The organism is Streptomyces sp. WM4235, from assembly GCF_001279725.1.
Lineage (GTDB): Bacteria > Actinomycetota > Actinomycetes > Streptomycetales > Streptomycetaceae > Streptomyces.
This window is the reverse complement of record NZ_LGDE01000425.1, coordinates 101,625-126,470: the sequence shown is the minus strand read 5'-3', so window position 1 is coordinate 126,470 and position 24,846 is coordinate 101,625. Positions and strand designations below refer to the sequence as shown.

Below are 24,846 nucleotides of genomic sequence, written 5' to 3'. Positions count from 1 at the left end.
ACCCCCGCAGGACGCGGGGCGGCCCGGCGGCCGCCCCGCGTTTTCCGGGCCGTCCGAGAGAGCGCTCTCCCATCCACCCCGAAGGAGCCGCACGATGAGAATCCGCTCGCGGACCCTGTCCGCACTCCTGGTCTCGGCGGCGTTCGCCGTGACCGCCGCAGCCGGTCTCGGCGCGTCCGCGCTGACCGCCCAGGCGACCCCGGACTCCGGCGCCGGCGCGCACGCGGGCATGAACCACGCCGCGGTCGCCCCGCTCGCCACCGGCGACGACCCCGACGGCGACGGCTACATCCCGGCCGTTCCGCAGGTCACCGGCGTCACCCCGTCCGACCGGGAGCCGGCCCCGCGCTACTTCCACGAGTTCCAGGCCAACTGCGCGGTCACCCGGACCGCCCCGGACGACCCGATCGTCTTCGCGGGGCGGCCGGGCGCCTCCCACGACCACACCTTCATGGGCAACACGACCACGAACGCGTTCAGCACCACCTCCTCGCTGAGCACGGGCGGCACGGCCTGCAACGCGGTCGGCGACCTGTCGGGCTACTGGATGCCGACGCTCTACAACGGCAACCAGGCCGTACTGCCCACCGGACCCCAGGTCATCTACTACAAGGCCGGGGTCACCGACCACACGAGCGTGCGCCCCTTCCCCAAGGGCCTGCGGTTCCTCGTCGGCGGTCCGACCCAGACCGCGGCGGAGTTCCGCGCGCACAAGGGCTGGGTCGAGGGCTGGGAGTGCGGCGACAGCTTCAAGAACGTCGAGTTCCCCGCGAACTGCCCGGCCGGCACACAGCTCAACATCCGCTTCCAGGCGCCCAGTTGCTGGGACGGCAAGTACCTCGACACCCCTGACCACAAGGCCCACATGGCGTATCCGACGGTGAAGGCCGGCACCAACAACAACGTCTGCCCGACCTCCCACCCGGTGGCGCTGCCCATGGTCGAGTTCAAGATGGCCTTCCCCGTCAGCGGGAACATGTCGCAGGTCAGGCTCTCCAGCGGGGCCGGCCACACGTTCCACTTCGACTTCTTCAACGCGTGGGACGACCGGACCCTGAACGCCCTCGTCGAACACTGCGTCAAGGGCGGTCTCCAGTGCGACGCCCGCGGCTACGACCAGACCCACCCCGAGGCGGGCGCCGTCCTCGGCCCCGACTACCGGCTCCCGTAGGGCGCGTCCTCGCGTCCCCTCCCCGCTTCCCCCCACTCCCAAGGAGGCTCAGGCATGCACTCCCGCATGCGCGCCCTCACCGCGGCCGCCCTGCTCGCGGGCGCCGTCACCGCAATCCCCGCGGCCCCGGCGCAGGCAGCCGGCAGCGTGGTCAAGGTGACCGGCTCCCAGGGCAACTGGCAGCTCAGCGTGAACGGTTCGCCGTACCTCGTCAAAGGTGTCACCTGGGGTCCGTCCCCGGCCGACGCCGCCCGACTCCTGCCCGACGTGAGATCGCTGGGCGCCAACACCGTCCGGACCTGGGGCACGGACGCGAGCAGCCGGCCGCTGTTCGACGCGGCCGCGAACAACGGCGTCAAGGTGGTCGCCGGGTTCTGGCTCCAGCCGGGCGGCGGCCCGGGCAGCGGCGGCTGTACGAACTACGTCACGGACACCGGCTACAAGAACACCATGCTCGCCGAGTTCTCGCGCTGGGTGGAGACCTATCGCGACCACCCGGCCGTGCTGATGTGGAACGTCGGCAACGAGTCCGTGCTCGGCCTGCAGAACTGCTACTCCGGAACCGAGTTGGAGAACCAGCGCAACGCCTACACCACGTTTGTCAACGACGTCGCGAAGGCCATCCACCGGATCGACGCCAACCACCCCGTCACCTCCACGGACGCGTGGGTGGGCGCGTGGACGTACTACAAGCGCAACTCCCCCGACCTGGACCTGTACTCGGTCAACTCCTACAAGGAGGTCTGCGGGGTCCGGCAGGCGTGGGAGCAGGGCGGGTACACCAAGCCGTACCTGATCACCGAGACCGGTCCGGCCGGTGAGTGGGAGGTGCCGAACGACGCGAACGGCGTACCGCTGGAACCGGGCGACAAGGCCAAGGCGGACGGTTACACCAATGCGTGGAACTGCGTCACGGGCCACCGGGGGGTGGCGCTGGGCGCGACGGTCTTCCACTACGGCACCGAGTACGACTTCGGCGGGCACTGGTTCAACCTGACCCCCGCCGGGGAGCGCCGACACATGTACTACGCCGTCAAGCGGGCCTACGGCGGCGACACGGCGGGCGACAACCTGCCGCCCACCGTGGCCGTGCCGTCGGTGGCGGACCCGGGGGCGGTCCCCGCGGGCAGGGAGGTGACGGTCCAGGCCCCGGCGACCGACCCGGAGGGCGATCCGCTCGCGTACGAGGTGCTGTGGGGCGGCAAGTACGTCGACGGCGGCGGCGGGCTGGTCTCGGCGCCGTCCACGCACCTGGGCAACGGCACCCTCAAGGTCACGGCGCCCGCCAGGACCGGTGTGTGGAAGCTGTACGTCAAGGCGAAGGACGGGCGGGGCAACGTGGGCGTCGAACAGCGCTCGGTCCGCGTGGTGCCGCCGCCGGTGGCCGGCACGGACGTGGCACGGGGCCGGCCGACCACCGCCTCCACCTACCAGAACGACGGGTACGGCGGCTGCCCCTGCGCCCCGCAGTCGGCGACGGACGGGCGCGACGACACCCGGTGGGCGACGACCTGGGCCGATCAGCAGTGGCTCCAGGTCGATCTGGGGTCGGTGAAGCAGCTGAAGCACGCGCAGCTGGTGTGGGAGAGCGCGTACGGGAAGGCGTACACCGTCAAGGTGTCGGACGACGGCCAGAACTGGCGCACGGCGTACGCCACTTCGTCCGGTGACGGCGGGATCGACGATTTCGACGTCGCCGCGTCGGGCCGTTACGTGCGGCTGGAGCTGACCCGGCGCGGCACGGGGTACGGCTACTCCCTCTTCCACTTCGGCGTCCATGCCTGATCGGCAGACCTGACCCTGCCGCAGGTGCCGCGCGCCGTCCGGTCGACCACCGGGCGGCGCGCGGTCATGTCCGCGGCAGCCGGCTCGGAGGCCGTCAGACCTCCAGGATGATCTTCCCGGCGGTGTGTCCGTCCTGGCTGAGTTCGAAGGCGGCGGCCAGTTCGGAGAGCGGGAAGGTCTTGGCGACGGTGACGCCGAGCCGTCCGGTGTCGGCGAGCCCGCCCAGGGCGGCGAGGTCGTCGCCGACGGGGCGCACCCACATCCACTGGCCGTCGGCGCCGAGCACGTCGGGGTCGGCGATGGAGGCGTGCCGGCCCCCGGGGGCGAGGACGGCCTTGGTGACGTCGAGGACGCCGCCCACGAAGTCGGCGACGACGCTCACCCCGTCCGGGGCCAGTTCCCGGACCCGTTCGGTGAGGCCGTCGCCGTAGGCGACGGGTTCGCAGCCCAGCTCGCGGAGCCGGTCGTGGTTGCGCGGGGAGGCCGTGCCGATGACGCGGGCGCCGAGGGCGCGGGCGATCTGGACGCCGAGGGAGCCGACGCCGCCGGCCGCGCCGTGGATGAGGACGGTGTCGTCCTGACCGGTGTCGAGGCGGGTGAGCAGTTGGTAGGCGGTGAGGCCGGCCAGCGGCAGTCCGGCCGCCTCCTGCCAGCTGAGCGAGACGGGCTTCGGCGCGAGGGCCCGTACCGGCACGGTGACGAACTCGGCGAAGGTGCCGCCGTGCACGTAGTCCTTGCGGGCGTAGGCGATGACCTCGTCGCCCGCGGTGAACTCGGGGGTGTCGATGCCGACGTACTCGACCGTCCCGGCCACGTCCCAGCCGGGGATCACGGGGTACACGACGTCCATGAGGCCGTCGAGGCCACCCGCCATGATCTTCCAGTCGACCGGGTTGACGGAGGCGCACCTGACCCGGACGAGGACCTCGCCGGGCCCGACCTTGGGGACCGGCAGCCGGGTCTCGGTGAGCACCTCCGTCCCGCCGTACGTCTCGTACACCATCGCCCGCATGGTGCCCTCGGCCTCGACGTTCAACGACATGCGTCCCACCTTTCCGCGCGCGGCTGGAATCATCTGTTCCGCATCTCATCACGAAAGGCCGTGCCCGCCCCGGGAAGCGGGGCGGGCACGGCGCGGGAAACCGCCGGGGCTCAGAGCGCCCGGTGGGCGGCGATCAGGTCGGCGTAGTGGGCTCCGCTGGTCTTGACGGTGCGTTCCTGGGTGTCGTAGTCCACGCGGACCAGGCCGAACCGCTTGTCGTAGCCGTACGCCCATTCGAAGTTGTCGAGCAGGGACCACGCGTAGTAGCCGGCCAGGGGCGCGCCGCGGCGGGCGGCGCGGGCGCAGGCGGCGAGGTGGGCGGTCAGGTACGCGGCGCGTTCGGGGTCGTGGACGCTGCCGTCCGGGGCGACGGTGTCCGGGTAGGAGGAGCCGTTCTCGGTGACGTGGATGCGTCGGGCGCCGTACTCCTCGGTGAGTCGCATGAGCAGCGTCTCGATGCCGCTCGGGTCGACCTCCCAGTCCATGCCGGTGCGCGGGACTCCGGGCAGGTCGATCTGGCGGGCGTGGGGGGCGGGTCCGGTCGGGTCGGCGACGACGGTCTGCGGGAAGTAGTAGTTCAGGCCGATCCAGTCGAGGGGGGCCGCGATGGCGTCGAGGTCGCCGGGGCGTTCGGGGAGGTCCACGCCGTAGACCTCGCGCATGTCGGCGGGGAAGCCTCGGCCGTGGACGGGGTCGAGCCACCAGCGGTTGACGTGTCCGTCCATCCGTACGGCGGCCGCCCGGTCGGCGTCACTGTCGGTGGCCGCCTGGACGGTGGAGAGGTTGTTGACGATGCCGATCCGCGCGCCGGGGGCGGCGGCGCGGATGGCCCGGGTGGCGAGGCCGTGGCCCAGCAGGAGGTGGTAGGAGGCGCGGACGGCGGCGGTGAGGTCGGTGAGACCGGGGGCCATCTTGCCCTCCAGGTGGCCGATCCACGCCGAGCAGAGCGGCTCGTTGAGGGTGGTCCACTGGGTGACCCGATCGCCGAGGCGCTCCGCGACGACGTGCGCGTACGAGGCGAAGGCCTCGGCGGTGGCGCGCTCGGGCCAGCCGCCGCGGTCCTGGAGGACCTGGGGCAGGTCCCAGTGGTAGAGGGTGACGGACGGGGTGATGCCGGCGGCGAGCAGGCCGTCGACCAACTGGTCGTAGAAGTCCAGGCCCTTGGCGTTGACCGGCCCGTCGCCGCCGGGCACGACGCGGGGCCAGGCCACCGAGAAGCGGTAGGCGTTGGTGCCGAGTTCCTTCATCAGGGCGATGTCGTCCCGCCAGCGGTGGTAGTGGTCGCAGGCGGTGTCGCCGTGGTGGCCGCCGTCGATGGTCCCGGGGGTGTGGGAGAACGTGTCCCAGATGGACGGGGAGCGGCCGTCCTCTGCCACCGCGCCCTCGATCTGGTAGGCGGAGGTGGCGGTGCCCCAGGCGAAGTCGCGGGGCAGCGCGCCGAGGTCGACGGCGCCGTGGACGGTGGCGTGCACGGTGTCGAGGCGGGTTTCGGAAAGGGTCATTTGACGGCTCCTGCCGTGAGTCCGGCCACCAAGTACCGCTGGAGCAGCAGGAATCCGGCGACGACGGGGATGCTGACGACGAGCGAGGCGGCCATGATCTGGTTCCAGTACACGTCGTTCTGCGTGGAGTAGCCCTGCAGTCCGACGGCCAGGGTGCGGGTGGTGTCGTTCGTCATGACCGAGGCGAAGAGGACCTCTCCCCAGGCGGTCATGAAGGCGTACACGGCGACGGCGACGATGCCGGGGACGGCCGCGGGGACCACGACCCGAAACAGCGCCCCGAGGGGGCCGCAGCCGTCCACGGTGGCGGCCTCGTCGAGGTCGCGGGGCACCGAGTCGAAGTACCCGATGAGCATCCAGATGGAGAAGGGGAGGGAGAAGGTCAGGTAGGTGAGGATCAGCCCGCCGCGGGAGCCGTAGAGGGCGACTCCGGTGGTATTGCCGATGTTCACGAAGATCAGGAACAGCGGGAGCAGGAAGAGGATGCCGGGGAACATCTGGGTCGACAGCACGGTGACGGTGAACAGGCGCTTGCCCCGGAAGCGGTAGCGGCTGACGGCGTACGCGGCGAAGACGGCGATGACCACGGAGCAGACGGTGGCGGCGCCGGCCACGATCAGCGAGTTCAGGAAGTACTTGGCGAGCGGGACGGTGTGCCAGATGTCGATGTACGGGCGGACGGTGAGCCCGCTGGGGATCCACCGGAAGGCGCCCGCGACGTCGGCCGGCGGCTTGAGGGAGCTGGTGATCATCACGTAGACGGGCAGCGCCACGAAGCTCGTGAGCAGGGTGAGGAAGACGGCCCGGATCACCTTGAAGGACAGGGGCGGGTCGAGCGCGGAGCGGGTGCGTGCCCGGGGGCGGTGGTCAGGCATCGGCGTCCCTCCGGCCTCGGGTGGTCAGGAACAGGTACCCGGCGGTGACCAGCAGCAGGAAGAGCAGCAGCAGGACGGACATGGCGGAGCCGGTGCCGAAGTTCCAGGTGACGAAACTGGACTGGTAGATGTGGATGGAGATCAGGTCGGCGGCCTCGGGGGCGGATTTGCCGAACAGCACGAAAGGCGTGTTGAAGTCGTTGAAGGTCCACAGGAACAGCACGAGGATCAGGACCTGGTTGACCGCGCCGACCGAGGGCAGCGTGATCCGACGGATCTGCTGCCAGATGCCGGCGCCGTCGAGGGCGGCGGCCTCGTACAGCTCCTTCGGGACGTTCTGGAGGGCCGCCATGACGATCAGGAAGGCGAACGGCCAGCCCTTCCACACGGAGACGATCAGCAGGGCCCAGAAGCTGTTGTCTCCGAGCAGCCAGAAGGTGTGCTCGGCCCCGCCGAGCCCGAGTTGGTCGTGGATGACGTGGTTCACCAGGCCGTTGTCGCGCTGGAACATGAACGCCCAGGTGATGACCGCCGCGTAGACGGGCAGGGCGTACGGCACCAGGAAAAGGGCGCGCAGGAACCCTCGGCCGCGGAAGTTCTCCTGCATGAAGACGGCGGCGGCGGCGCCGAGGAACCAGCACAGGGCCACGGAGAGCAGGGTGAACAGGCAGGTGGTGAGGAAGGAGCCCAACAGGGCCTCGCCGACGGGTCGGTTGACGTCCACGGCGAGGTCGTAGTTGTCGAAGCCGGTCCAGGGGGCGCGGGACCAGTCCCGGATGAAGAACTGGGTCAGTTCCCGGAAGCTCATCAGGATGCCCATCACCATCGGGACGAGGTGGATGAGCAGTTCGAGGAGGAGTGCGGGCAGGAGCAGGAGGTAGGGCAGGGCGGCGCGGCGCACGCGACCGGTGCCGCGCACCCGGGTCGCGGTGCGCCGCAGCCGTCCGGCGCCTTCCGTGGTCACGGAGGTCATCGGGCGGTGCTCACTTCGACATCTGCTGCTGGGCCTTGGTCAGTTTCGCCTTGACCGACTCGGTGGTCACCGGGTTGCCCGCGGCGGCCTCGGCGAACAGCTCCTTCACGGCGGTGCCGACGGCGGTCTCGAACTGGGACTCCTCCGGCACCTGGGGCAGCGGGGCGGCGCTCGTGCCGAGGGTGTCGCGCAGCACGGTCAGATCGTCGGTGGCGAACGCGCCGTCGGTCTGGGCGGCCTTGACCGGCGGAATGGACCCGTAGGACTTGTTGAGGACCTTCTGCTCCTCGTCGCTGGTCATGAACTTCACGAACTTCAGCGCCCCGTCGATGTTGTCGGTGTTCTTGAAGACGGCCATGTTGATGCCGGCGACCATGGAGTTGGTGTTCTTCCCGGCGCCGGGCGTGCCGCCCGCCGGGACGGGGACGGGGGCCACACCCCAGTCGCCCTCCTTCATCCCGTTGGCCTTGAAGCTGGTGGCGGCGCTCTGCCACAGGACCATCGCCGTCTTGCCGTTGGCGAAGTCCTGGAGGGACTGGTTCTTGTCGTACTCGGCGTTGCCGGGCGCGATGATCTTGTCCTTGGCCATCAGGTCGACGTACTGCTTGACGGCGTCGACGTTGCCGGGGCTGTCGAAGGTGGGCTTGCCGGCGCCGTCGAAGAACTCCGCGCCGTGCTGCTTGGAGAACACGAAGGCCTGGTGGATGTTGTTCGACAGGTTCGAACCCTCGGCACCGAGCGCCCACTTGCCGTCCTTGGACAGCTTCTGGCCGATCGTGACCATCTCGTCCCAGGTGGCCGGGGGCTTCTCGACGCCGGCGTCCCGGAACATCTTCTTGTTGTAGTAGAGCGCGTACGACATCGAGTACAGGGGGACGGCCGCCGGGTCCTTGCCGGTCGCGCCGGCCGAGCCGATGGCCGAGGCGACGAAGCGGTCCTTGCCGCCGATGGCGTCGAAGTTCTTGGCGTCCCAGGGCAGCAGGGCGCCGGTGGCCTGGAGGGAGGAGGACCAGGTGTTGCCGATGTTGAGCACGTCCGGGCCCTGGCCGGAGGCGGTGGCCGCGAGGATCCGGTTGAGGAGGTCGGACCAGGGGACCACCTCCAGCTTGACCTTGATGCCGGTCTGCTGCTCGAACTTCTTCAGCTCCGGGCCGAGGGTCGCCTGGTCCGCCGCGATGTCGGGGCCCTGGTTGGAGGCCCAGTAGGTGAGCTCCTTGGGGGCGGTGTTGCTGGCGCCCCCGCTGTCCGCGGAGCCGCCGCCGCATGCGGTGGCGGCGGCGAGGAGGGCGGATGTGACGGCGACGGCTGCGGCGGCTCTGGTTCTGCGCATGGCGGATCTGGCCCTTTCGGGAGGGTCGGGAGGAGACCTGCGAGTGGCGAACGGCGTATGACGGGTGGTGCGGGGGTTGAGGCACCGTACGGCGTCGTCCGTGCCGTGCGGCGCCTCGTGGTGGTGCGCACGGCGCCTTGTGGGCACCCGCTCCGTCCAGGCCTTAATTTAGGACGTGAGTTAAGCCTCGCGAAAGGGTCGCGTCAAGGGGTCGCGCAGGGGTATGTTGCGCTGGATGTCACTGCGGAAGGGGCCGGATGACCACAGGGCGTAGCGGACGAACAGTGCGGGACCTGCGGCGCGGCAACCGCAGCGTGGTACTCCGGCAGCTGTACTTCGGCGGCCCGATGAGCCGTCAGGAACTGGGCCCGGCCACGGGACTGAGTTCCGGATCCGTCAGCAACGTCGTCGGCGAACTGGTGGCCGACGGCCTGCTGGAGGAGGCCGGGATCGTCGACTCGGACGGTGGCCGCCCCCGCACCCTCCTCAGGGTCGCGCCGGGCAGCGCCCACATGATCGGCGTCGATGTCGGTGAAACCCGCGTCCGCGTCGAGCTGTTCGACCTCACGCTCACGGAACTCGCGCGCACGGAACTCCCGTTGCAACCGCGCGGCTGCTACGACGTCGGCCCGATCGTGGACCACGTCCGCACCGGGATCGCCACCGTGCTCGCCGAAGCCGGGGTCGGGACGGACCGGCTGCTGGGCGTCGGGGTGGGCGTGCCCGGGATAGTGGACCGGGACGCCCCGGGCGGGACGGTGGTGCACGGTCAGACCATCGGTTGGGACGCCGTGCCGCTGGAGGCGCTGCTGCGCGCGACCAAGGCCCTGCCGGAGGAGGTCCCGTACATCATCGACAACGGCGCCCGGACCCTCGGCCAGGCGGAGATGTGGTTCGGGGCGGGACGCGGAGCGCGCGAGGCCGTGGTCGTCCTCTTCGGCTCGGGCGTCGGTGCGAGCCTGATCACCGACGGCGCGGGCACCGCGCTGGAGTGGGGACACCTGACCGTCTCGGTGCGCGGGCGGCGCTGCCGATGCGGGGCCCGGGGCTGCCTGGAGGCCTACACGGGCGCCGAGTCGGTGCTGGCCCGGTGGGCGGAGCGGAACGGCGGCGCCGGGGAGGCGATGGACGCGGTGGACGAGGAGGAGGCCCTGTCGGCCCTGCTGGCGGCGGCCCTCGCCGGGGACGCGGTGGCCGTGGACGTCCTGGAGGAGACGGCCGAGTACCTGGGCGCGGGCCTCTCGGACCTCATCAATCTCTTCCGTCCCGAACGCATCCTGATCGGTGGCTGGGCGGGCCTGCTGCTGGGCCCGCACATCCTCCCGTCGGTACGGGAACACGCGACGCGGTACTCCCTGCGCCACCCCGCGGACCGCGTCACCATCGACCTGGGGTCCCTAGGCCCGGACGCGGTGACGGTGGGCGCGGCGACGCTGCCGCTGTCCGCGTTCTTCACGGCGGGCGGCCGGCGCAGGCTCCCGGAACCGCCGACCGAGCAGCCGGGCTGGCAGACGGCCCTGGAGGTCCGGGGCGGACCGGCGGGCCGCCCGGGGTGAGCGGTGCCCGATCGCGGGGCCGGCCGATGAGCGGGTGACCCGCGATCGGCCGGCGGCGGGCCTGACGGGACTGCGTGGCTCGGGCGGGGCGGGTGGGCCGGCGGGACGGGAGGCGCGGCGCGGGCCAGTGCGGCGCGGGCAGGAGGGGACGGCTCGGCGTGGGAGGCCGGTACCGAGGAGGGGGCTCGGCGCGGCCCGGCGCCGCGGGCGGGGTCAGGCCGAGTCGCGGATCACCAGTTCCCCGTCGAACAGGACGACTTCGGGCTCCGTGCGGTCCGGGGCCCGGTCCAGCAGCAGCCGCACCATCTCGGCCGCCATGTCCTCCACCGGTTGCCGCACCGTCGTCAGTCTCGGCCGGGACGCGGTCGCCGCGCTGGAGTCGTCGAAGCCGATCACCGCCACGTCCTGCGGAATCCGCCGCCCGTGCTCGCGCAGCACCAGACAGGCACCCAGCGCCATCAGGTCATTGGCCGCGAACACCCCGTCCAGGTCCGGCTGTTCGGCCAGCAGCATGCGCATGGCGTGCTCGCCGCCCTCCACGGTGAAGTCGGCATCCACGACCCGGACACCGCCGGCGACCGCGCCGACCGCTCCCCCGCCCCCGCCCAACGCGTCACGGAACCCGGCCACCCGTTCCCGGCTCGCCGCCACGTCCGCGGGTCCGCCGATCGCGGCGAGCCGGCCGCGGCCCCGCGCCAGCAGGTGCCGGGCGGCCAGCGCACCGCCCTCGCCGTGACGCAGGTCCACGCTGTCCAGCGGCAGGCCGGGCGTCGCGGGGCGCGCGAAGAGCACGGTCGGTATGCCCGCTTCGGCGAGCATCGCGGGCAGCGGGTCGTCGCCGTGGGTCGTCACGAGCAGCGCGCCGTCCGCGCCGCCCCGGCTCAGGTGGGCGAGCGCCTCGGCCCGGTCCTGCGCCGAGTCGGCGAACAGCAGCACGGGGTGCACGCCGCGCGGGCGCAGCGCCCGTACGACTCCGCCGACCACCCGACCGAAGAAGGGGTCCTGGAACACCTCCGAGGTTTCCGTGCCGGCGCCCGAGACCACCAGCGCCACTGCCCCCGAGCGGCGCGTCACCAGGGACCTCGCGGCCCGGTTCGGCACGTACCCGGTCGCGGCGACGGCCCGCCGGACCGCCTCGGCGATGGCCGGGTCGACGTTCCGGACGCCGTTGACCACCCGGGACACCGTCGCCCGTGACACTCCGGCCGCGCGGGCCACGTCCTCCAGGGTCGGGGCCGTGCCCGTACCCGTTCCGCTGCTCCCCCCACTGTTCATGGCCGCACTGTAGCGGCCGGCTGTCAGACGTCGAGGGCCGCCCGCAGGGGCAGGTTCCCGGCACTGCGACCGGCGAGCAGCGTGAACCGGCCCGGCTCGGTCACCCACCCCCGAGGCTCCGGCGACCAGTACTGGAGGGCGCGCTCGGGCAGGCGCACGTACGCCGTCACCCGCTCCCCCGGTTCGGCCTCCACGGCCGCCCATCCGGCGAGCCAGCGCACCGGCCGCTCCACCGTCGACTCGGGCCTGGACACGTACAGTTGGACCACTTCACGGCCTCGCCGGGTGCCGGTGTTGCGCAAGACGACGGGGATCTCGTGGCCGCCGGGGGCGGGCTCGGGGCGGCCCAGGTCCTCGTATGCCCAGGTGGTGTATCCCAGTCCGTGGCCGAACCAGTACGCGGGCTCGGTGCCCGATCGCAACCAGGCCCGATGGCCGATGTGCAGGCCCTCCTCGTACGGGAGGACGCCCTCGACGGGGCGGGTCTCGCGGACCGGGGCCTCGGCCAGCGTGGCGGGCCAGGTGGTGGGGAGCCGGCCGCCCGGCTCGACCCGGCCGAGCAGCACGTCGGCCAGGGCGTGCCCCCCTTCCTGCCCGGGGAACCAGGTGAGGAGGACCGCGCCGGGGTCCCCCCGCCAGGGAAGCTCGACGGGCGCGCCGCAGTTCACCACGACGACCGTACGGGCGTTGGCGCGGACGATCTCGTGTACGAACTCCTGTTGGTTGGCGCTCAGTTGGAGGGTGGTGCGGTCCACCCCCTCGCATTCGTCGCCCTCCGTGGTGCCGATGACCACGACGGCGACATCGGCGGCCCGGGCGGCCGCCACCGCCTCGACGCGGGCGCGTCGGGGGTCGGGCTCGGGCCCGGCCGCGGTCAGCACGGTGGCCCGGCCGGTGCCGGGGGCCAGGGTGCGGCGGGCCACGATCCGGGCGGGACGGCCGGCCGTGAGGTGGACGCGGGCGGTGTGCTGGGGCGGTCGCACGTGGACGACGGCCGGGTCGTCGGTCTCGGGCGGGAACTCCCCGTCGAGCAAGGGGGTTCCGTCGGCGGTGACGCCGAGGTGCCCGAAGCCGGCGAGCCCCAGGGTCCACGGCCCGGTCGTGTCGGGGTGCAGGTCCGCGGCCAGCTCGACGGTGTGCGCGCCGGGAGGCAGCGCCGGTTCCAGGACCCTGCCGGAGGGCTGGAGCGAATGGTGCAGTACGGCTCCGTCGGCGTCGAGCACACGCAGCCGCACCCCGGGGGCCCCGCTCTCCGGGTCCCGGGCGTGCCGGGGCCCCAGCGGGGCGGGTCCCGCGCCGGCGGCGGGTCTCGGGCCCGGCGCGTACACCACCCGGACCCGTTCGGGCAGGGCCGCCCGCAACCCGTCCAGCGGGGTGACCACCCGGTCCGGGAACACCTCGGAACTGCCGCCGCCCTGCACCCGGGGTTCGTCGCCGTGCGCCCCGATCACGGCGACGCTCCCCAACGCCGCGACGTCCAGGGGCAGTACCCCCCGGTTCTCCAGCAGCACGAACCCGGCGGCGGCGGCCTCCCGCACGACCGCCCGCACCCGGTCCGCGGGCCACGGTCGCGCCGGGGCACGCCCTTCGTCGGGTGCCGCCGACCGGGACCGCGCACCCGAAGGGCCGGGCCGGCCGGACGGTTCGGGCCGATCCGACGGGTTCGACCGGTCCGACGGGCCCGGTAGGCCGAGGGCTCCGACCCGGGACGCCAGGCGGAGCAGGCGACGCACCTTGTCCTCCACCACCTCCGGCGGTACCCGGCCCTCGTCCATCGCCTCGACCAGCGCCCCGCCCCAGGGCCCGCCCGGGCCCGGCATCACCAGGTCCTGTGCCGCCCGCGCCGCGGCGACGTTCGCGCGGACGGCGCCCCAGTCCGAGACGACCACGCCGTCGAACCCCCACTCCCCCTTGAGCGGCTCCGTGAGCAGTGGACTCTCGCTCATGGTGGTCCCGTTGACGCTGTTGTAGGCCGACATCACCAGCCAGACCCCGGCGCGCACGGCCGCCTCGAAGGGCGCCAGGTACAGCTCGCGCAGCACCCGCTCGTCGACGCGGACGTCGACGGTCAGCCGCTGCGTCTCGGAGTCGTTGGCCACGTAGTGCTTCGCGGTGGCGGCGACACCCCGGGACTGGATGCCCCGCACGAGGGCCGCCCCCGTGCGACCGGCCAGCGCGGGGTCCTCGGCGAAGCACTCGAAGTGGCGGCCGGCGAGGGGACTGCGGTGCAGGTTGAGGTTGGGCGCGAGGAGGACGTGGACCCCCTTGCGGCGCGCCTCCTCCCCGAGCAGTTCCCCGAGCAGCCGGACCCGATCCTCGTCCCAGAGCGCGCCGAGGGCGCCGGCGCAGGGCAGAAGGGCCGCGGTGGAACGCTCGTCCCAACCAGGTCCGCGCACTCCGGCCGGCCCGTCGGAGAGCACCAACTCACCCAGCCCGATGCCTGGTTCGGCGGGTGTCCGCCAGGTGTCGGCACCCGTGAGCAGGCGTACCCGCCGGTGCGGGTCGAGCTTGTCGACGAGCCGTTCCACGTCGCCGCCGTCTCCGTCGCCCATGGCGTCCCTTTCGTTCCGACTGCCGAACGAGGCTCGGGGAGAGCGCTCTCCCAGATGATCCGGGCGCCCCCGACCGGCTGTCAACGGCCTGCGCCGCGCGCTCACTCGTACTCGGTGCCTCCCTTGCGGGTCAGGTACGCCGGGCTGACGGCCTTCGCGATGGCCCGGCCTCCGACGACCGGGCTGTACCGCTCCACCACCGGACGGATGACGACGCCCTCGCGCAGATGGACGGCCCGGCCGGACACGCTCTCCCGGCCGGTGGCCACCTCCAGGACGGTGTCGAGGCCGTACGGTCCCTCGTACAGCCGTGGAACCAGCGGGAGTTCGTCCGCGATCAGGTCCGCCGGATCCAGCCAACGCACCTGTCCGTCGATCTCGGCGGACAGGTCGAAGACCGCGTACCCGGGCGGGCCGTCGGCCGTGCGCGCGTCCGTCCCGTAGGACAGGTCCTGTACGCCCGAGCCGTACACCTCGCCGAAGACGCCGATCCTGCTCGCGCCGAGCTGCTCGGCCAGCCGCGCCGCGACCTGCGCGACCCGGTGGCCGCGGACGGCCCGCCAGTACAGGTTGCGCTCGTCCTCCTTCAGCGCCAGTCCCTTCGCACCGAAGCCCTTGGAGGAGACCAGGACGCGTTCCTCTCGCGCGACGTACGTCAACAGGCAGGCCGTGCCGTGGAGTTTCTCCGTCAGGACGACGGGTTCGCCGGGCTCGAAGATCTGCGGGTAGCGCTGGAGGTTCTCGATGTCCACCCAGGGCAGCAGGTCGGGGGCGGATTCCACGTCGCCGCTCATCGTCGTCGGGATGGGAGGGGCCCACTTGGTGATCCCGAGGACCTCGGCGAAGTCGGCGCCCTCCTTCGACGCCACCTCCAGGTCCACGCCGGCGAGCGCGGCGGGCCGGCAGACCAGGCCCTGCGACAGTTCGCCCCGCAGCCGGACGGCCTTGACCCGGTTCGCCGCGCCGCCGGCCAGCCGTCCGGTGAGTCCCAACTCCGCGATCAACGCGTCGGACAGGACGGCCTGTTCGGGGATGTACACGGCGAAGTCCCCGGTGCGGTAGGCACCCTTCGCGACGACGGCCCGGTAGAGGCCGACTTGGGCCAACTCCAGGGCGTCGGCGTTCGGATGCTCGTGGACGGTCAGTTGTTCGGCGCTCACGCGCAGGGTGGACATGGCTGCCTCCTCGGAATGCGGTCGGTGGTCGTGGATGTCGCCGGGCGTGACGGCGTCGGCCCCCGGACCTCCACGGCTACTCTCCGCCGCGCCATTTACGCTGGTCCAGCGGATATCGCGGTGTTAGCCTGCCGCGCCGGCGAGGATCCGTCGGCACCGATCGTCCGTCGGTCGAGGGCGCGGCTCGCGCACCACGCCACACAGGAGGCTCGCATGTCACTTCGTCCGGTCACCGTCGTGACGGGAGGCGGCAGGGGCATCGGCGCGGCCACCTGCGTACGGCTCGCGGCCGACGGCCACGACATCGCTCTCGGCTATGCCCGGGACGACGCGGCCGCCGATGCCACCGCGGACCTCGTGCGGGCGACCGGGGCGCGCTGCGTGACCGTACGCGGCGACACCTCGACCGAGTGCGCCGTGGAGCGGCTCTTCGACATCGCCGGGGCGGAACTGGGCGTCGTCACCGGGCTCGTCAACAACGCGGGGGTGACCGGACCGTTGGGCCGGCTCGCCGACGCCCGGACCGAGGACCTGCGGCGCGTCGTCGAGGTGAACCTCCTCGGCTACCTGCTCTGTTGCCGCAGGGCGGCCCGGGACATGGCGGAGACCGGAGGGGCGATCGTGAACGTGTCCTCGGCGGCGGCCACCCTCGGCAGCCCCGGGGACTACGTCCACTACGCGGCGACCAAGGCCGCCACCGACGCGCTCACCCTGGGCCTGGCCAAGGAGTTGGGGCCGGACGGGATCCGGGTCAACGCCGTGGCCCCCGGCATCATCGAGACGGACATGCACGCGGCCATGGGCGACCCCGACCGGCCGGGCCGGGCCGCGGCCACGATCCCCCTGGGCCGGGCCGGACTGCCCGAAGAGGTGGCCGGGGCCATCGCGTGGCTGCTCTCCCCCGAGGCCTCGTACACGACGGGGGCCGTCCTGCGGGTGTCCGGCGGGCGCTGACCCCGCGCCCGGGCCGACCCCGTCGGCCGTCGAACCCGTCTGCCGTCGAACCCGCAGGATGTCGACCCCGGGACCGACGGGCCCACGGGGCCGTCGGGTCGTCGGGGCCGTCGGGTCGTCGGGGCCGTCGGGTCGTCGGGGCGTCGGGTCGTCGGGGCCGCCCGGAACGCTCAGTCGAAGGCCGCCCGGGTCGCGGGGCCGTAGACGCCCCGGGGGTCGCCCGTGATGCTCCGGTCGCTCTGGAGTTGGACGACACCGCGCCGGGTCTGTTCGTCGTACACGCCCGTCATGGAGACGTACGTGAACCCTTGGCCGTGGAGCCGCTCCTGCAGGGCGCGGACCTCGTGCCCGCGATCTCCCGGCCGCAGGGTCGCGGAGGCGTCGTCTCCGGGTGCCACGGCCGGCGGTCGGCTCGGCGACGGGGTGGCGGTGGGCGGCGACCCCCGGCCGGGCGAGGTGGAGGGCCCCTCCGCTCCCCGCCCGGCCGTACTCGACACCGAGGCGGAGGACGACGGCACGCCGGGGCGCACGGACGGCTCGGCCCCGTCCACGTCGGGCCCGGCGTCCGGGCCGCGGGCCGGGAGCACCGGTACGGACAGCCCGGAGGGTGGTGCGACCCGCGGGGACTCGGGCTCGGGCCCGGCCGTCAGGTACACCAGGCCTCCCGCCACGGCGAGCCCGAGCAGGGCCAGAGCCGCCGCCGCCTGATGTCTGATCCGCCCCGACCTGTCCGCGGAGGAGGGGCCGTTGGTCCCGGCCCGGGGTTTCGGGGCGCGGGCCGGGCCGTGGGCGTCTCGTCTCCCCGTCGTCCGTACCGCGGGCTCCTCCGCGACCGGCTCGGGCGTTCCGGGTCGCTTCCCTATGACGAATCGATTCGGCAATGGGAGCGTCCGTTCGTGGGAGCGGCCCGGCCGCCGCCCCGTCACCCGGACGCGTGAGCGGCGTGACCCGGCCCTCCCTGGGTGCGGCATGGTGGACGCATGCAGTTACGCCGGGCCGCCCTGCCCCTCTCCGTTCTGGCGCTCCTCGCGACCGCCGGCTGTGTCTCCGTCGGCCCGGAGTCCTCTCCCCCGGGCCCGGGGCGGGGCTCCGTACCGCCCGCCGACGCCCCGGACGCCGCGGCCGACCGGGGCGCGCCCGACACCCCTCCGGCTCCGCCGCTCTCCCCCGCCCTGCCCCTGGGCCCGCTGCCGGACCGTACCGACGACGAACCGGCCAGGGATGCGGACACAGCACCGGACGCGGACCCGGGCAATGCGCCGGCCCGCGCGGCCCGCCCACCCGCGGCGGCGCCGCACGCGCGACCCGCCACGCCCCGGCGCGCAGGGCCGCCCAAGGCCGCCTCGCCGCACGTCGCGCGCCGGTCCGCGCCCCGGGTTCCGCGCGGCGACGAGCTGTGCGCGGCCGCGGAGGGCACCGTGCCACCGTCCATCGTGGACCTCTGCGTAGGCCAGTACGGCGGTTGACCGGCCCGGATCTCCCCCTTTCCGCGCCCGACCGCGTCGGCCCCACCCGGCCGTGCTTGACTCTCCCCCCGTGTCAGGGCCTGCACTGGGAGGCGTCATGTTCACCATCGGAGACTTCGCCAAACACGGCCGGGTGTCGGTCCGCATGTTGCGTCACTACGACGCGCTCGGGCTGCTGCGCCCCGCGCGTGTCGACCCCACGACCGGCTACCGCTTCTACGAGGCCGAGCAACTCGCCCGCCTCAACCGTGTCATCGCGCTCAAGGATCTCGGCTTCAGCCTGGAACAGGTCGGGGCGATCCTGAACGAGCGGTTGGGCGCGGACGAGCTGCGCGGCATGCTGCGGTTGCGGCAGGCCGAACTGGAGAGCGCCATGGCCGCCGCGGCGGCCCGGCTGCACCAGGTCGAGACGAGGCTCCGGACCATCGAGAGCGAGGGAACCATGCCCACCGACGAGATCGTCGTGAAGAGTCTTCCGCCCGTCCGGCTCGCCGAACTGACCGGCGTCGCGGCGAGCTACGCCCCGCAGGACATCGGTCCGGTCATCGGTCCGTTGTACGACGACCTGTGTCACCGGATCGGGACGGCCGGGGTGGTCCCGACCGGCCCCGGTCTCGCCTACTACGAGGCCGCTCCCGACGGCGGACCCGGATCGGTGCTGGTGCACGCGGGGCTCCCCGTCCCGGCCGCCGTGCGCGCCGAGGATCTCGGGGGCGCCGTACGGATCGTCGAACTGCCCGGTGTGGAACGCGCGGCGACCGTCGTGCACCGGGGCGCCATGGACGACGTGTTGCCGGCCGCCCAGGCGTTGGCGCGCTGGATCGACGCGCACGGCCACCGCTCGGCCGGGTACGCGCGCGAGCTGAACCTGGACTGTCCCGAGGACCGCGAGCAGTGGGTCACCGAACTCCAGGAGCCCTTGGCCGACTGACCCCCGGCCGGTCACCCCTGACCGGTTCACCCCTGACCGGCTGACCTCCGACCGGCTGGTCCCTGGCCCACCGGCCTCCGGCGGCATACGCTCCGCTGGTGCAGCGCGTACTCGTCGTCGGCATCAGCGGAGCCGGCAAGTCCACCCTGGCCCGGGCGTTGGGCCGGCGCCTCGGGCTGCCGTACCACGAGGTGGACGCGCTCCATTTCGGCGGACCGGGGTGGGCGGTCAGCGAGACGTACGTCGCCGACATGGAGCGGATCGCCGCCACCGGGCGGTGGGTGCTCGACTCCTCCGGTCCGACCGCGGTCCGGGACCTGCTCTGGGCGCGCGCCGACACGGTGGTCTGGCTGGACCACCGGCGGTCCGTGGTCATGCGGAGGGTGCTGACGCGGTCGTTGCGCCGCAGTCTTTCGCGGGAACGGCTGTTCAACGGGAATCGGGAGGCCTGGCGGGAGTGGTTGCGGGCCGACCATCCCGCGTGGTGGGCCTGGTCCCGATACGCCGACCGGCGGGCCGAGATCGGCGGCCGGGCCGCCGATCCCCGCTTCGCCCCGCTGCGCGTGGTCCGCCTGCACACGCCCGCGGACGCCGACGCCTGGCTCCGGACGCGACGGGCCGACTAGCGCGTCTCGGTGGCGGTCGGTCAGGCCCGCCCGGTCAGCCCCGGTCGGGCAGCCGTCGTCCGCAGGCCTGCGCGCAGCGCCGGGCCGTGTGCGCCGTGCCGTGGCGGGCGGACCGCAATCGGTTCATCGCGTCGTGCCGGCGGCGGCTCCACTCGGCGCGGGGCAGACCCGCGCGCCGGCCGCCGCCCGCGATCAGGGCGTTGACCGGGGTGTAGGGGTCGGCTGCCATCGCCTTGGCGAGCAGCACCCCGACCACGAGGGGTACGAGCGCCACGGCCAGCGCCGAACCGGCGGTGGTCACGTGCCGCATGCGCGGGTGGTGCGCGCTCTGCTCGGCCTCTGAAGTCATGTCCCCATTCGACCAGCGGGAGCGCGCCGGGGAATCGGGGCGGATACTCAGGCCGTTGGGCACGAGGTACTCAGACGGGATGGTGTGCGGTGGCGGAAGGACCGGGCGGGCAGGGCTTCGAGCCCGCGACCGGCGACGAGACCCGGGCGGAGTCGGCGGCCGGCGGGCTCGGGGAGTCGGCCCGCGCCGCCCGGGACGCCGAGTTGCGCACGGCCTACGAGGGAATGCTGCAGATCCGCCGGTTGGTGAACGGCTCGGGCGACGCGTCGGTTCCCGCGCCTTGGGAGGTGCGCGGCATGCGTCGCGCGGTGGCCCTGGCCCTGGAGGCGGCGGGCATCGCGGCGTCGGCGGTGGACGAGCTGGGACGTCGGATCCGCACGGGCTACCGGGTGGCGGCCGGCGCCGAGGCGGGGCGGGTGGAGGTCACCTGGCCGGGCCCGGCCGGCGGCGGGGCGGCGGAGGAGGAGCAGGAGCGGCTGACGGCGTGCGCGGCGGTGCTGGAGGCGCTCGGGTGGGTGTGCCTGCTGTACCGGGGGCCTCGCCGGCGCCGCTTCCTGGAGGTGGAACCACCGCGCCGGACCTGACGGAGCGGTTCGGTCGCGGCCGGAGCGGTCCCGGTCAGGCCGGGCCGCATCAGGTCGGGCCGCATCAGGTCGGAGCGGATCAGGTCGGAGCGGGATCGGTCCCGGTCGGACCGGGCCGGGCCGGAGTGGCGGGCCGCCGGGCGGCACGCCGGCGCGGGTTCACGCGTACATGTCCGCCAGCGCGGCGGCCGTCTCGGCGAGGGCCCGGCGCAGTTCGGGCGGGCCGAGGACCTCGACCTCGGCCCCGAGGCCCAGCAGGTCGCCGACCGCGACGGAGGTGGTCTCGACCGTGAGGTCCACCCGGATCCAGCCGTCCGCGTCGGTTTCCTCCCCCGCCGCCTCGGCGGCGGCGAGGGCCCGCGTCCCCGCCGCCCCGAACCGCATGGGCAGCAGTGTTCGGCCGCGCGGCGAGACGCGCAGCCGGGCGGTCCGCGGGTTCAGCGCCGCCTGGAGGCGGCCGGAGGACTCGGCCCAGTGGGCGGCGAGCACGAAGTCGTCGGGCCGCTCGAAGGTGTCGGCGAGGACGTCCACGGCGAGGAACCGGCCCACGCGGTAGGTCCGCAGGGCTTCACCGGACCGTGCGACGAGGTACCAGATGCCGCCTTTGAGGACGAGGCCGAGCGGATGCAGTTCGCGCCGCACCGGGCCGGCAGGTCGGCGGTAGTGGGCGTGCAGGACGTTCTGGTCCCACACGGCCCCGGCGATGCGCCCGAGGTGCGGGACGGGGTCCGCGTCGCGGAACCAGGCCGGGGCGTCGAGGTGGAAGCGGGCCCGGATCCGCTCGGCGCGGGCGGCGAGTTCGACGGGCAGTGCGGCTCGCAGTTTGAGCTGTGCGGCGGCCAGGTCGGCGCCGAGGCCCAGTTCCTCGGCGGGTCCCGGGGCGCCGGCGAGGAAGAGCGAGCCGGCCTGGGCGTCGGTGAGTCCGGTCAGCCGGGTGCGGTAGCCGTCCATCAGCCGATATCCCCCGGCGGGCCCCCGGTCGGCGTGCACGGGCACTCCGGAGGCGCCGAGGGCCTCGACGTCCCGGTAGACGGTGCGGACCGAGACCTCCAGTTCCGCGGCGAGTTCGGGCGCGGTCATCCGGCCGCGGTTCTGGAGCAGGAGCAGGAGTGACAGCAGGCGATCGGCGCGCATGGCCCCATTGTCGCGGCATACCTGACAGAGGGTGTCAGGTATGCCGTCGATGCTGCTCAGACGTCGGGCGGAGGTCCTGCCCGACCGCAGAGAGCAGGGAGCACCCGCATGCCCACGTCCACGACCGGCACCTTCACCTTCTGCGACTGGAAGGAACTCCCGATCGGCCCGGCCGACGCGACGCCGCGCCTGGCCCACGCCACCGTCACCAACGCCTTCTCGGGTGGGGTCGAGGCCGCCGCGACGACCTGCGACTACACGGTGGCGTACGCGTCGCCGACCACGGGGGGCTTCGCCGGCATGGAGCTGGTGGCGGGCCGGGTGGACGGGCGCGCGGGCACGTTCGTGTGGGAGGAGCGTGGCACCTTCGAGGCCGACGGCACCACGCGCTGTACGTTCTCGGTGGTCCCGGGCAGCGCCACGGGGGAGTTGGCGGGCCTCTCGGGCTCCGGGTCCTTCACCGCCCGCCACGGCGAGCCCTCCGTCGCGTACGCGTTCACGTACGACCTGGGCTAGGGACGCTCCCGGCGGCTCGGGGCCGCCACGCGAAGGGGCGCGGACCGATCGGTCCGCGCCCCTCCTCGGGTCCGCTACCGGATCACGGGGCGCCGAAGGTCAGCGTCAGGCGCGGTGTCCCCTCGCCCGCGGCGGCCTCCGAGGACCACAGCCACAACGCGTCCGTGCCCGCGCTCGTCAGGGCCAGGCCGTAGGAGCCGCCGAGGGCTCCCGCGACGCCGGCCGTGTCCAACCCGGTGCTGTGCGCCGCCGAGCCGTCCGGGATGCCGCCGAAGCTGCCGAGCGCCGGGGTGCCGAGGGCGGGGCGGTTGGTGTACGTGGTCCCGCCCTCGGTCCACGCGCCGGTGATCGGGACCACCGAGACGGTGTCGGTGGTGCCGGCTCCGCTCATCGTGCTGGTCTTGATGCCGAGCGTGGCCGACTTGAGCACCGTGCCCGCGGGAGCGGCGGGCAGGTTGAAGCGCAGGTAACTCGCGTACAGGGCGGTGCCGCGCACGGCGAGGGAGCCCGAGGTGCCGTAGTTGGTGCCCGGGGCGCCCGCGTTGGCGTAGGTGTCCTCGGCTGCCGTGACCTCGACGACGGAGTCGGCGGGCGCGGAGGCGAGGGTGTGGTGGTTCTGTACCTGCGCCGCGCTGAGCACGGTCGGGTAGACGGCGCTCTCGTCGAGTTGACCGGCCCAGAAGTCGCTCGTGGGACGGTCGGGCCAGCCGCCCAGGTTGTCCGCTCCGACGTGCCAGAAACCGGTGTAGTTCTCGTGGGTGGTGACGTTGAGGGTTCCCCTCTGGACGCCGTCCACGTACAGGGTCATGCCGCCGGGGCCCTGGGTGCCGACGACGTGGTGCCACTGGTTGTCGTTGTAGCTGCCCGGGGTCGTGATGGTGCGGGTGGCCCCGGTGTAGACGCCGTAGACGAGCCGGCCGTCATTGGTCATGTAGATGTGCTTGTCGTACTGACTGCTGTTGCGGTCCTGGTTGTTCCCGAAGCCGAGGAGCTTGCCGCCGCGGGTGGTGTTCGTCTTGAACCAGGTCTCGATCGAGTAGCTGCCGCCGATGCTCTGCCGCTTGTCGCCGTAGACCTGCTGGTCGGTTCCGTTGAATCCGATGGCCGTACTCGCGCCGGTGACCGCGCCGGGCGTCTGGCGCAGGGCGGGGCCGTTCAGGTGGATGCCGCTCTGGTTCCCCCCGTCGGAGGAGTCCGCGACGAACGGCGCGGCCGATTCGTCGTAGCGCCAGTACTGCTGGGCGCCGTCGGTACGGACCGCGTTCGGGTACGCGTCGACGGACGTCGGCACCGTCACGGTCGAGGTCCCCGACAGGGCGCTGGTGTTGCCGGCGGCGTCCGTCGCCGTCACCCGGTAGGTGTACGACTGGCCGGGCGAGGCCGTGGTGTCCGTCCAGGAGGCCTGCGGGCGCCTGAAGAACAGCGAGTCCGCGGTGACGGTGCCGATCGGGCCGGCGGCGCCGTTTCGGTAGATCTTGTAGGTCAGGGCGCTGTCGTCGAGGTCGAGGCTGGTGCGCCAGCGCACCTGGACCTCGCCCGGCTTGAAACTGACGGCGCTCGCGACGGGGACGGTGGGCGCCCCGGTGTCCCCGGTGGAGGAGAACCGCGTCAGGCTCTGCTGCGCGGCCTCGTTGACGGTGGTGAACTCACCGCCGACCCACAGGTACGGGGTACCGCCCTTCGAGCCGATCGTCATCACCCGCGGGCCGATGCCCTCGCCGATGCCGTCGTTGGTGTCGGGGGCCCAGCCCAGCTTGCCCACGCTCGCCGTCGGCTGGGCGAGGAGGTGGTGGCGCCGGCCGTCGGGGAACTCCCCGACGCTGGAGCAGTCGTGCGCGTGCGAGGCGCTGTACAGGACGCTCTGGTAGGGCAGCACGGCCTGCGTGGCACCGAGGCAGGTGTCGCGCCACCGCTGGTTCAGATCGCTCAGATCGAGGGCGATGCGGCCGTCGAAGACGCCGCCGCCCGTGCCCTCGTTGGCGGTGTAGAAGCCGGTGGCGTCGGTCGCGATGTCCTTGACGACCGAGTTGTTCTCGATGAAACCCGGGTAGGACCTGGTGAGCGCGCCGCTCGTGGCGTCGACGACCGCGAGGGCGTGGCTGTTCGTGCCGTTGACGGTGAAGAAGTCCCCGCCGAGGAGCACGTTCTCCCCGTCGGGGGTCACCTCGACGGCGCGGCCCGGATCGTCCGCGTTCGCGGTGAAGGGGCGCAGTGCGCCGTCGGCCGTGGCCACGGCGGCGAACCGTTGGCGCGGCTGTCCCGCGACGGTGAGGAAGTCGCCGCCCGCGTAGACGGTGTCGCCGGTGACGGCGAGGGCGCGCACGGTGGCGGCGAAGGCCGGACGGAAGGAGGTCTTGACCGTGCAGGTGGCCACGTCGATGGCGGCGACGCTGGAGACCGGTGTGCCGTTGACGGCTCCGAAGTAGCCGCCCGCGTACAGGGTCTTCTTGTCCGGGGAGAGGGTGAGCGCGCGGACGGTCGCGGTGCCGCCGCCGACGGTGAAGTCCAGCTCACAGGAGGTCGGGGCGCCGGTCGCGGCGTCGAGCGCCACGAAGTTCACCGCCGACTGCTCGCTGCCGCCGCCGCCCGAGGGGGGACGTACGGTCGAGAAGGTGCCGCCGACGAAGACCTGACCGCCGGTCTCGGCGAGGGCCCAGACGACGCCGTTGGGCTGCCAGGTCGACAGCGCGTCGGCGGTGAAGGCCACGGGCGGGGTGACGGCCGCTGCCTGTGGGACGAGGCCGAGGCCGATGGCGGCGCCGGTGCCGGCCAGGGACAGGGCGAGAGCGATCGCCGTCCCTCTGGATCTACGCATGAACCCCCCAGTTCGGTGTGCGGTGTGCGATGTGGCCGAAAACAGCCGTCGAGCCGTCCTCGGCCGGGCGTATGGGCGCACCCTAGGGCGATTCACCGGGCCGGTCATCACACTTGACTTATTTGATGCCACATTGGCCGGAGGAGCCCGCGGATCGCGGCCGGCCGGATTCGACGCCCCGGAGGAGTCCGGGGTGCGGGCCGCCGGCCCGCCGTACGACCGTCCCCGCAGGTCG

The 24,846-nt window shown here is 73.2% G+C and carries 21 protein-coding genes; 9 read left to right on the top strand and 12 right to left on the bottom strand.

All coding sequences use genetic code 11. The annotated features are described in order from the left end of the window. The first annotated feature begins 94 nt into the window (after positions 1-94). Both ADK55_RS25340 and ADK55_RS25335 read left to right on the top strand, forming a co-directional pair. Entirely contained in the window at positions 95-1,171 is a 1,077-nt protein-coding gene (locus ADK55_RS25340) for a DUF1996 domain-containing protein (RefSeq protein ID WP_053682097.1), read from the top strand. A 54-nt stretch (positions 1,172-1,225) separates the two neighbouring features. Next, positions 1,226-2,956, top strand: coding sequence for a discoidin domain-containing protein (locus ADK55_RS25335; RefSeq protein WP_053682096.1), 1,731 nt, complete (start codon positions 1,226-1,228; stop codon positions 2,954-2,956). A gap of 94 nt (positions 2,957-3,050) precedes the next feature. Here ADK55_RS25335 and ADK55_RS25330 read toward each other — a convergent pair whose 3' ends face one another. The 5 genes from ADK55_RS25330 to ADK55_RS25310 all read right to left on the bottom strand — a co-directional run bounded on the left by ADK55_RS25330 (position 3,051) and on the right by ADK55_RS25310 (position 8,678). Next, positions 3,051-3,968: an NADP-dependent oxidoreductase gene (locus ADK55_RS25330; RefSeq protein WP_199826623.1), complete on the bottom strand. Its 918-nt coding sequence runs from the start codon at positions 3,966-3,968 to the stop codon at positions 3,051-3,053. 140 nt (positions 3,969-4,108) lie between these two features. Further along, a complete protein-coding gene (locus ADK55_RS25325) occupies positions 4,109-5,500 on the bottom strand; it encodes a GH1 family beta-glucosidase (protein WP_053682094.1) in 1,392 nt (463 codons plus the stop codon). Further along, complete coding sequence (locus ADK55_RS25320) at positions 5,497-6,375, bottom strand: carbohydrate ABC transporter permease (RefSeq protein WP_053682093.1); 879 nt, start codon at positions 6,373-6,375, stop codon at positions 5,497-5,499. Before ADK55_RS25320 ends, ADK55_RS25325 begins: the two co-directional genes overlap by 4 nt. Further along, a complete protein-coding gene (locus tag ADK55_RS25315; RefSeq protein WP_053682092.1) occupies positions 6,368-7,348 on the bottom strand; it encodes a carbohydrate ABC transporter permease in 981 nt (326 codons plus the stop codon). The genes ADK55_RS25320 and ADK55_RS25315 overlap by 8 nt, the downstream gene beginning before the upstream one ends. A 10-nt stretch (positions 7,349-7,358) precedes the next feature. Next, positions 7,359-8,678, bottom strand: coding sequence for an ABC transporter substrate-binding protein (locus ADK55_RS25310; protein ID WP_053682091.1), 1,320 nt, complete (start codon positions 8,676-8,678; stop codon positions 7,359-7,361). 257 nt (positions 8,679-8,935) lie between these two features. Here ADK55_RS25310 and ADK55_RS25305 point away from each other — a divergent pair, with 257 nt between their 5' ends. Further along, complete coding sequence (locus ADK55_RS25305) at positions 8,936-10,234, top strand: ROK family transcriptional regulator (protein WP_053682090.1); 1,299 nt, start codon at positions 8,936-8,938, stop codon at positions 10,232-10,234. Between the two features lie 213 nt (positions 10,235-10,447). Here ADK55_RS25305 and ADK55_RS25300 read toward each other — a convergent pair whose 3' ends face one another. The 3 genes from ADK55_RS25300 to ADK55_RS25290 form a co-directional block, all read right to left on the bottom strand. Then, positions 10,448-11,509 carry a LacI family DNA-binding transcriptional regulator gene (locus ADK55_RS25300; RefSeq protein WP_053682089.1) on the bottom strand — a complete coding sequence of 354 codons (1,062 nt, stop codon included), beginning with the start codon at positions 11,507-11,509 and terminating at the stop codon, positions 10,448-10,450. 23 nt (positions 11,510-11,532) lie between these two features. After that, a complete protein-coding gene (locus ADK55_RS25295) occupies positions 11,533-14,061 on the bottom strand; it encodes a glycoside hydrolase family 3 C-terminal domain-containing protein (RefSeq protein ID WP_053682088.1) in 2,529 nt (842 codons plus the stop codon). A gap of 101 nt (positions 14,062-14,162) precedes the next feature. Further along, positions 14,163-15,236, bottom strand: a complete 1,074-nt coding sequence (locus tag ADK55_RS25290) for an RNA ligase (ATP) (protein WP_053682087.1) — start codon at positions 15,234-15,236, stop codon at positions 14,163-14,165. Positions 15,237-15,449: 213 nt separating this feature from the next. Between ADK55_RS25290 and ADK55_RS25285 the strand changes: the two genes are divergently transcribed. After that, positions 15,450-16,190: an SDR family oxidoreductase gene (locus ADK55_RS25285; protein ID WP_053682086.1), complete on the top strand. Its 741-nt coding sequence runs from the start codon at positions 15,450-15,452 to the stop codon at positions 16,188-16,190. 170 nt (positions 16,191-16,360) lie between these two features. Here the strand turns inward: ADK55_RS25285 and ADK55_RS25280 are convergent, their stop codons facing one another. Next, positions 16,361-17,071: a peptidoglycan-binding domain-containing protein gene (locus ADK55_RS25280; RefSeq protein ID WP_159041545.1), complete on the bottom strand. Its 711-nt coding sequence runs from the start codon at positions 17,069-17,071 to the stop codon at positions 16,361-16,363. Positions 17,072-17,170: 99 nt separating this feature from the next. On the opposite strand from ADK55_RS25280, the gene ADK55_RS25275 reads away from it, so the two are divergent. The 3 genes from ADK55_RS25275 to ADK55_RS25265 all read left to right on the top strand — a co-directional run bounded on the left by ADK55_RS25275 (position 17,171) and on the right by ADK55_RS25265 (position 19,213). Beyond that, a complete protein-coding gene (locus ADK55_RS25275) occupies positions 17,171-17,656 on the top strand; it encodes a hypothetical protein (RefSeq protein ID WP_053682084.1) in 486 nt (161 codons plus the stop codon). A gap of 97 nt (positions 17,657-17,753) precedes the next feature. Further along, entirely contained in the window at positions 17,754-18,587 is an 834-nt protein-coding gene (locus tag ADK55_RS25270; protein ID WP_053682083.1) for a MerR family transcriptional regulator, read from the top strand. A gap of 98 nt (positions 18,588-18,685) precedes the next feature. Then, on the top strand, positions 18,686-19,213 hold the full coding sequence (locus ADK55_RS25265; RefSeq protein ID WP_053682082.1) for an AAA family ATPase: 528 nt from the start codon (positions 18,686-18,688) through the stop codon (positions 19,211-19,213). Positions 19,214-19,247: 34 nt separating this feature from the next. Here ADK55_RS25265 and ADK55_RS25260 read toward each other — a convergent pair whose 3' ends face one another. Beyond that, positions 19,248-19,562 carry a hypothetical protein gene (locus tag ADK55_RS25260; protein ID WP_053682081.1) on the bottom strand — a complete coding sequence of 105 codons (315 nt, stop codon included), beginning with the start codon at positions 19,560-19,562 and terminating at the stop codon, positions 19,248-19,250. Positions 19,563-19,651: 89 nt separating this feature from the next. On the opposite strand from ADK55_RS25260, the gene ADK55_RS25255 reads away from it, so the two are divergent. After that, positions 19,652-20,146, top strand: a complete 495-nt coding sequence (locus ADK55_RS25255) for a hypothetical protein (protein ID WP_053682080.1) — start codon at positions 19,652-19,654, stop codon at positions 20,144-20,146. Between the two features lie 159 nt (positions 20,147-20,305). On the opposite strand, the gene ADK55_RS25250 is transcribed toward ADK55_RS25255, so the two are convergent. Further along, on the bottom strand, positions 20,306-21,280 hold the full coding sequence (locus ADK55_RS25250) for a helix-turn-helix transcriptional regulator (RefSeq protein WP_053682079.1): 975 nt from the start codon (positions 21,278-21,280) through the stop codon (positions 20,306-20,308). 108 nt (positions 21,281-21,388) lie between these two features. Here ADK55_RS25250 and ADK55_RS25245 point away from each other — a divergent pair, with 108 nt between their 5' ends. Beyond that, positions 21,389-21,796 (top strand): DUF3224 domain-containing protein, encoded by a 408-nt coding sequence (locus ADK55_RS25245; protein ID WP_053682078.1) that lies wholly within the window; start codon positions 21,389-21,391, stop codon positions 21,794-21,796. 82 nt (positions 21,797-21,878) lie between these two features. Here the strand turns inward: ADK55_RS25245 and ADK55_RS25240 are convergent, their stop codons facing one another. Next, positions 21,879-24,611 (bottom strand): DNRLRE domain-containing protein, encoded by a 2,733-nt coding sequence (locus ADK55_RS25240; RefSeq protein WP_199826621.1) that lies wholly within the window; start codon positions 24,609-24,611, stop codon positions 21,879-21,881. Positions 24,612-24,846: the final 235 nt, after the last annotated feature.

Excerpts from the sequence above, each read along its gene's own strand:
- ADK55_RS25270 (WP_053682083.1), top strand. The coding sequence starts at position 17,754 with ATGTTCACCATCGGAGACTTCGCCAAACACGGCCGGGTGTCGGTCCGC.
- ADK55_RS25290 (WP_053682087.1), bottom strand. The coding sequence starts at position 15,236 with ATGTCCACCCTGCGCGTGAGCGCCGAACAACTGACCGTCCACGAGCAT.
- ADK55_RS25295 (WP_053682088.1), bottom strand. The coding sequence starts at position 14,061 with ATGGGCGACGGAGACGGCGGCGACGTGGAACGGCTCGTCGACAAGCTC.
- ADK55_RS25250 (WP_053682079.1), bottom strand. The coding sequence starts at position 21,280 with ATGCGCGCCGATCGCCTGCTGTCACTCCTGCTCCTGCTCCAGAACCGC.
- ADK55_RS25310 (WP_053682091.1), bottom strand. The coding sequence starts at position 8,678 with ATGCGCAGAACCAGAGCCGCCGCAGCCGTCGCCGTCACATCCGCCCTC.
- ADK55_RS25300 (WP_053682089.1), bottom strand. The coding sequence starts at position 11,509 with ATGAACAGTGGGGGGAGCAGCGGAACGGGTACGGGCACGGCCCCGACC.
- ADK55_RS25245 (WP_053682078.1), top strand. The coding sequence starts at position 21,389 with ATGCCCACGTCCACGACCGGCACCTTCACCTTCTGCGACTGGAAGGAA.
- ADK55_RS25330 (WP_199826623.1), bottom strand. The coding sequence starts at position 3,968 with ATGCGGGCGATGGTGTACGAGACGTACGGCGGGACGGAGGTGCTCACC.
- ADK55_RS25340 (WP_053682097.1), top strand. The coding sequence starts at position 95 with ATGAGAATCCGCTCGCGGACCCTGTCCGCACTCCTGGTCTCGGCGGCG.
- ADK55_RS25285 (WP_053682086.1), top strand. The coding sequence starts at position 15,450 with ATGTCACTTCGTCCGGTCACCGTCGTGACGGGAGGCGGCAGGGGCATC.
- ADK55_RS25315 (WP_053682092.1), bottom strand. The coding sequence starts at position 7,348 with ATGACCTCCGTGACCACGGAAGGCGCCGGACGGCTGCGGCGCACCGCG.
- ADK55_RS25275 (WP_053682084.1), top strand. The coding sequence starts at position 17,171 with ATGCAGTTACGCCGGGCCGCCCTGCCCCTCTCCGTTCTGGCGCTCCTC.
- ADK55_RS25305 (WP_053682090.1), top strand. The coding sequence starts at position 8,936 with ATGACCACAGGGCGTAGCGGACGAACAGTGCGGGACCTGCGGCGCGGC.
- ADK55_RS25325 (WP_053682094.1), bottom strand. The coding sequence starts at position 5,500 with ATGACCCTTTCCGAAACCCGCCTCGACACCGTGCACGCCACCGTCCAC.
- ADK55_RS25240 (WP_199826621.1), bottom strand. The coding sequence starts at position 24,611 with ATGCGTAGATCCAGAGGGACGGCGATCGCTCTCGCCCTGTCCCTGGCC.
- ADK55_RS25260 (WP_053682081.1), bottom strand. The coding sequence starts at position 19,562 with ATGACTTCAGAGGCCGAGCAGAGCGCGCACCACCCGCGCATGCGGCAC.
- ADK55_RS25335 (WP_053682096.1), top strand. The coding sequence starts at position 1,226 with ATGCACTCCCGCATGCGCGCCCTCACCGCGGCCGCCCTGCTCGCGGGC.
- ADK55_RS25320 (WP_053682093.1), bottom strand. The coding sequence starts at position 6,375 with ATGCCTGACCACCGCCCCCGGGCACGCACCCGCTCCGCGCTCGACCCG.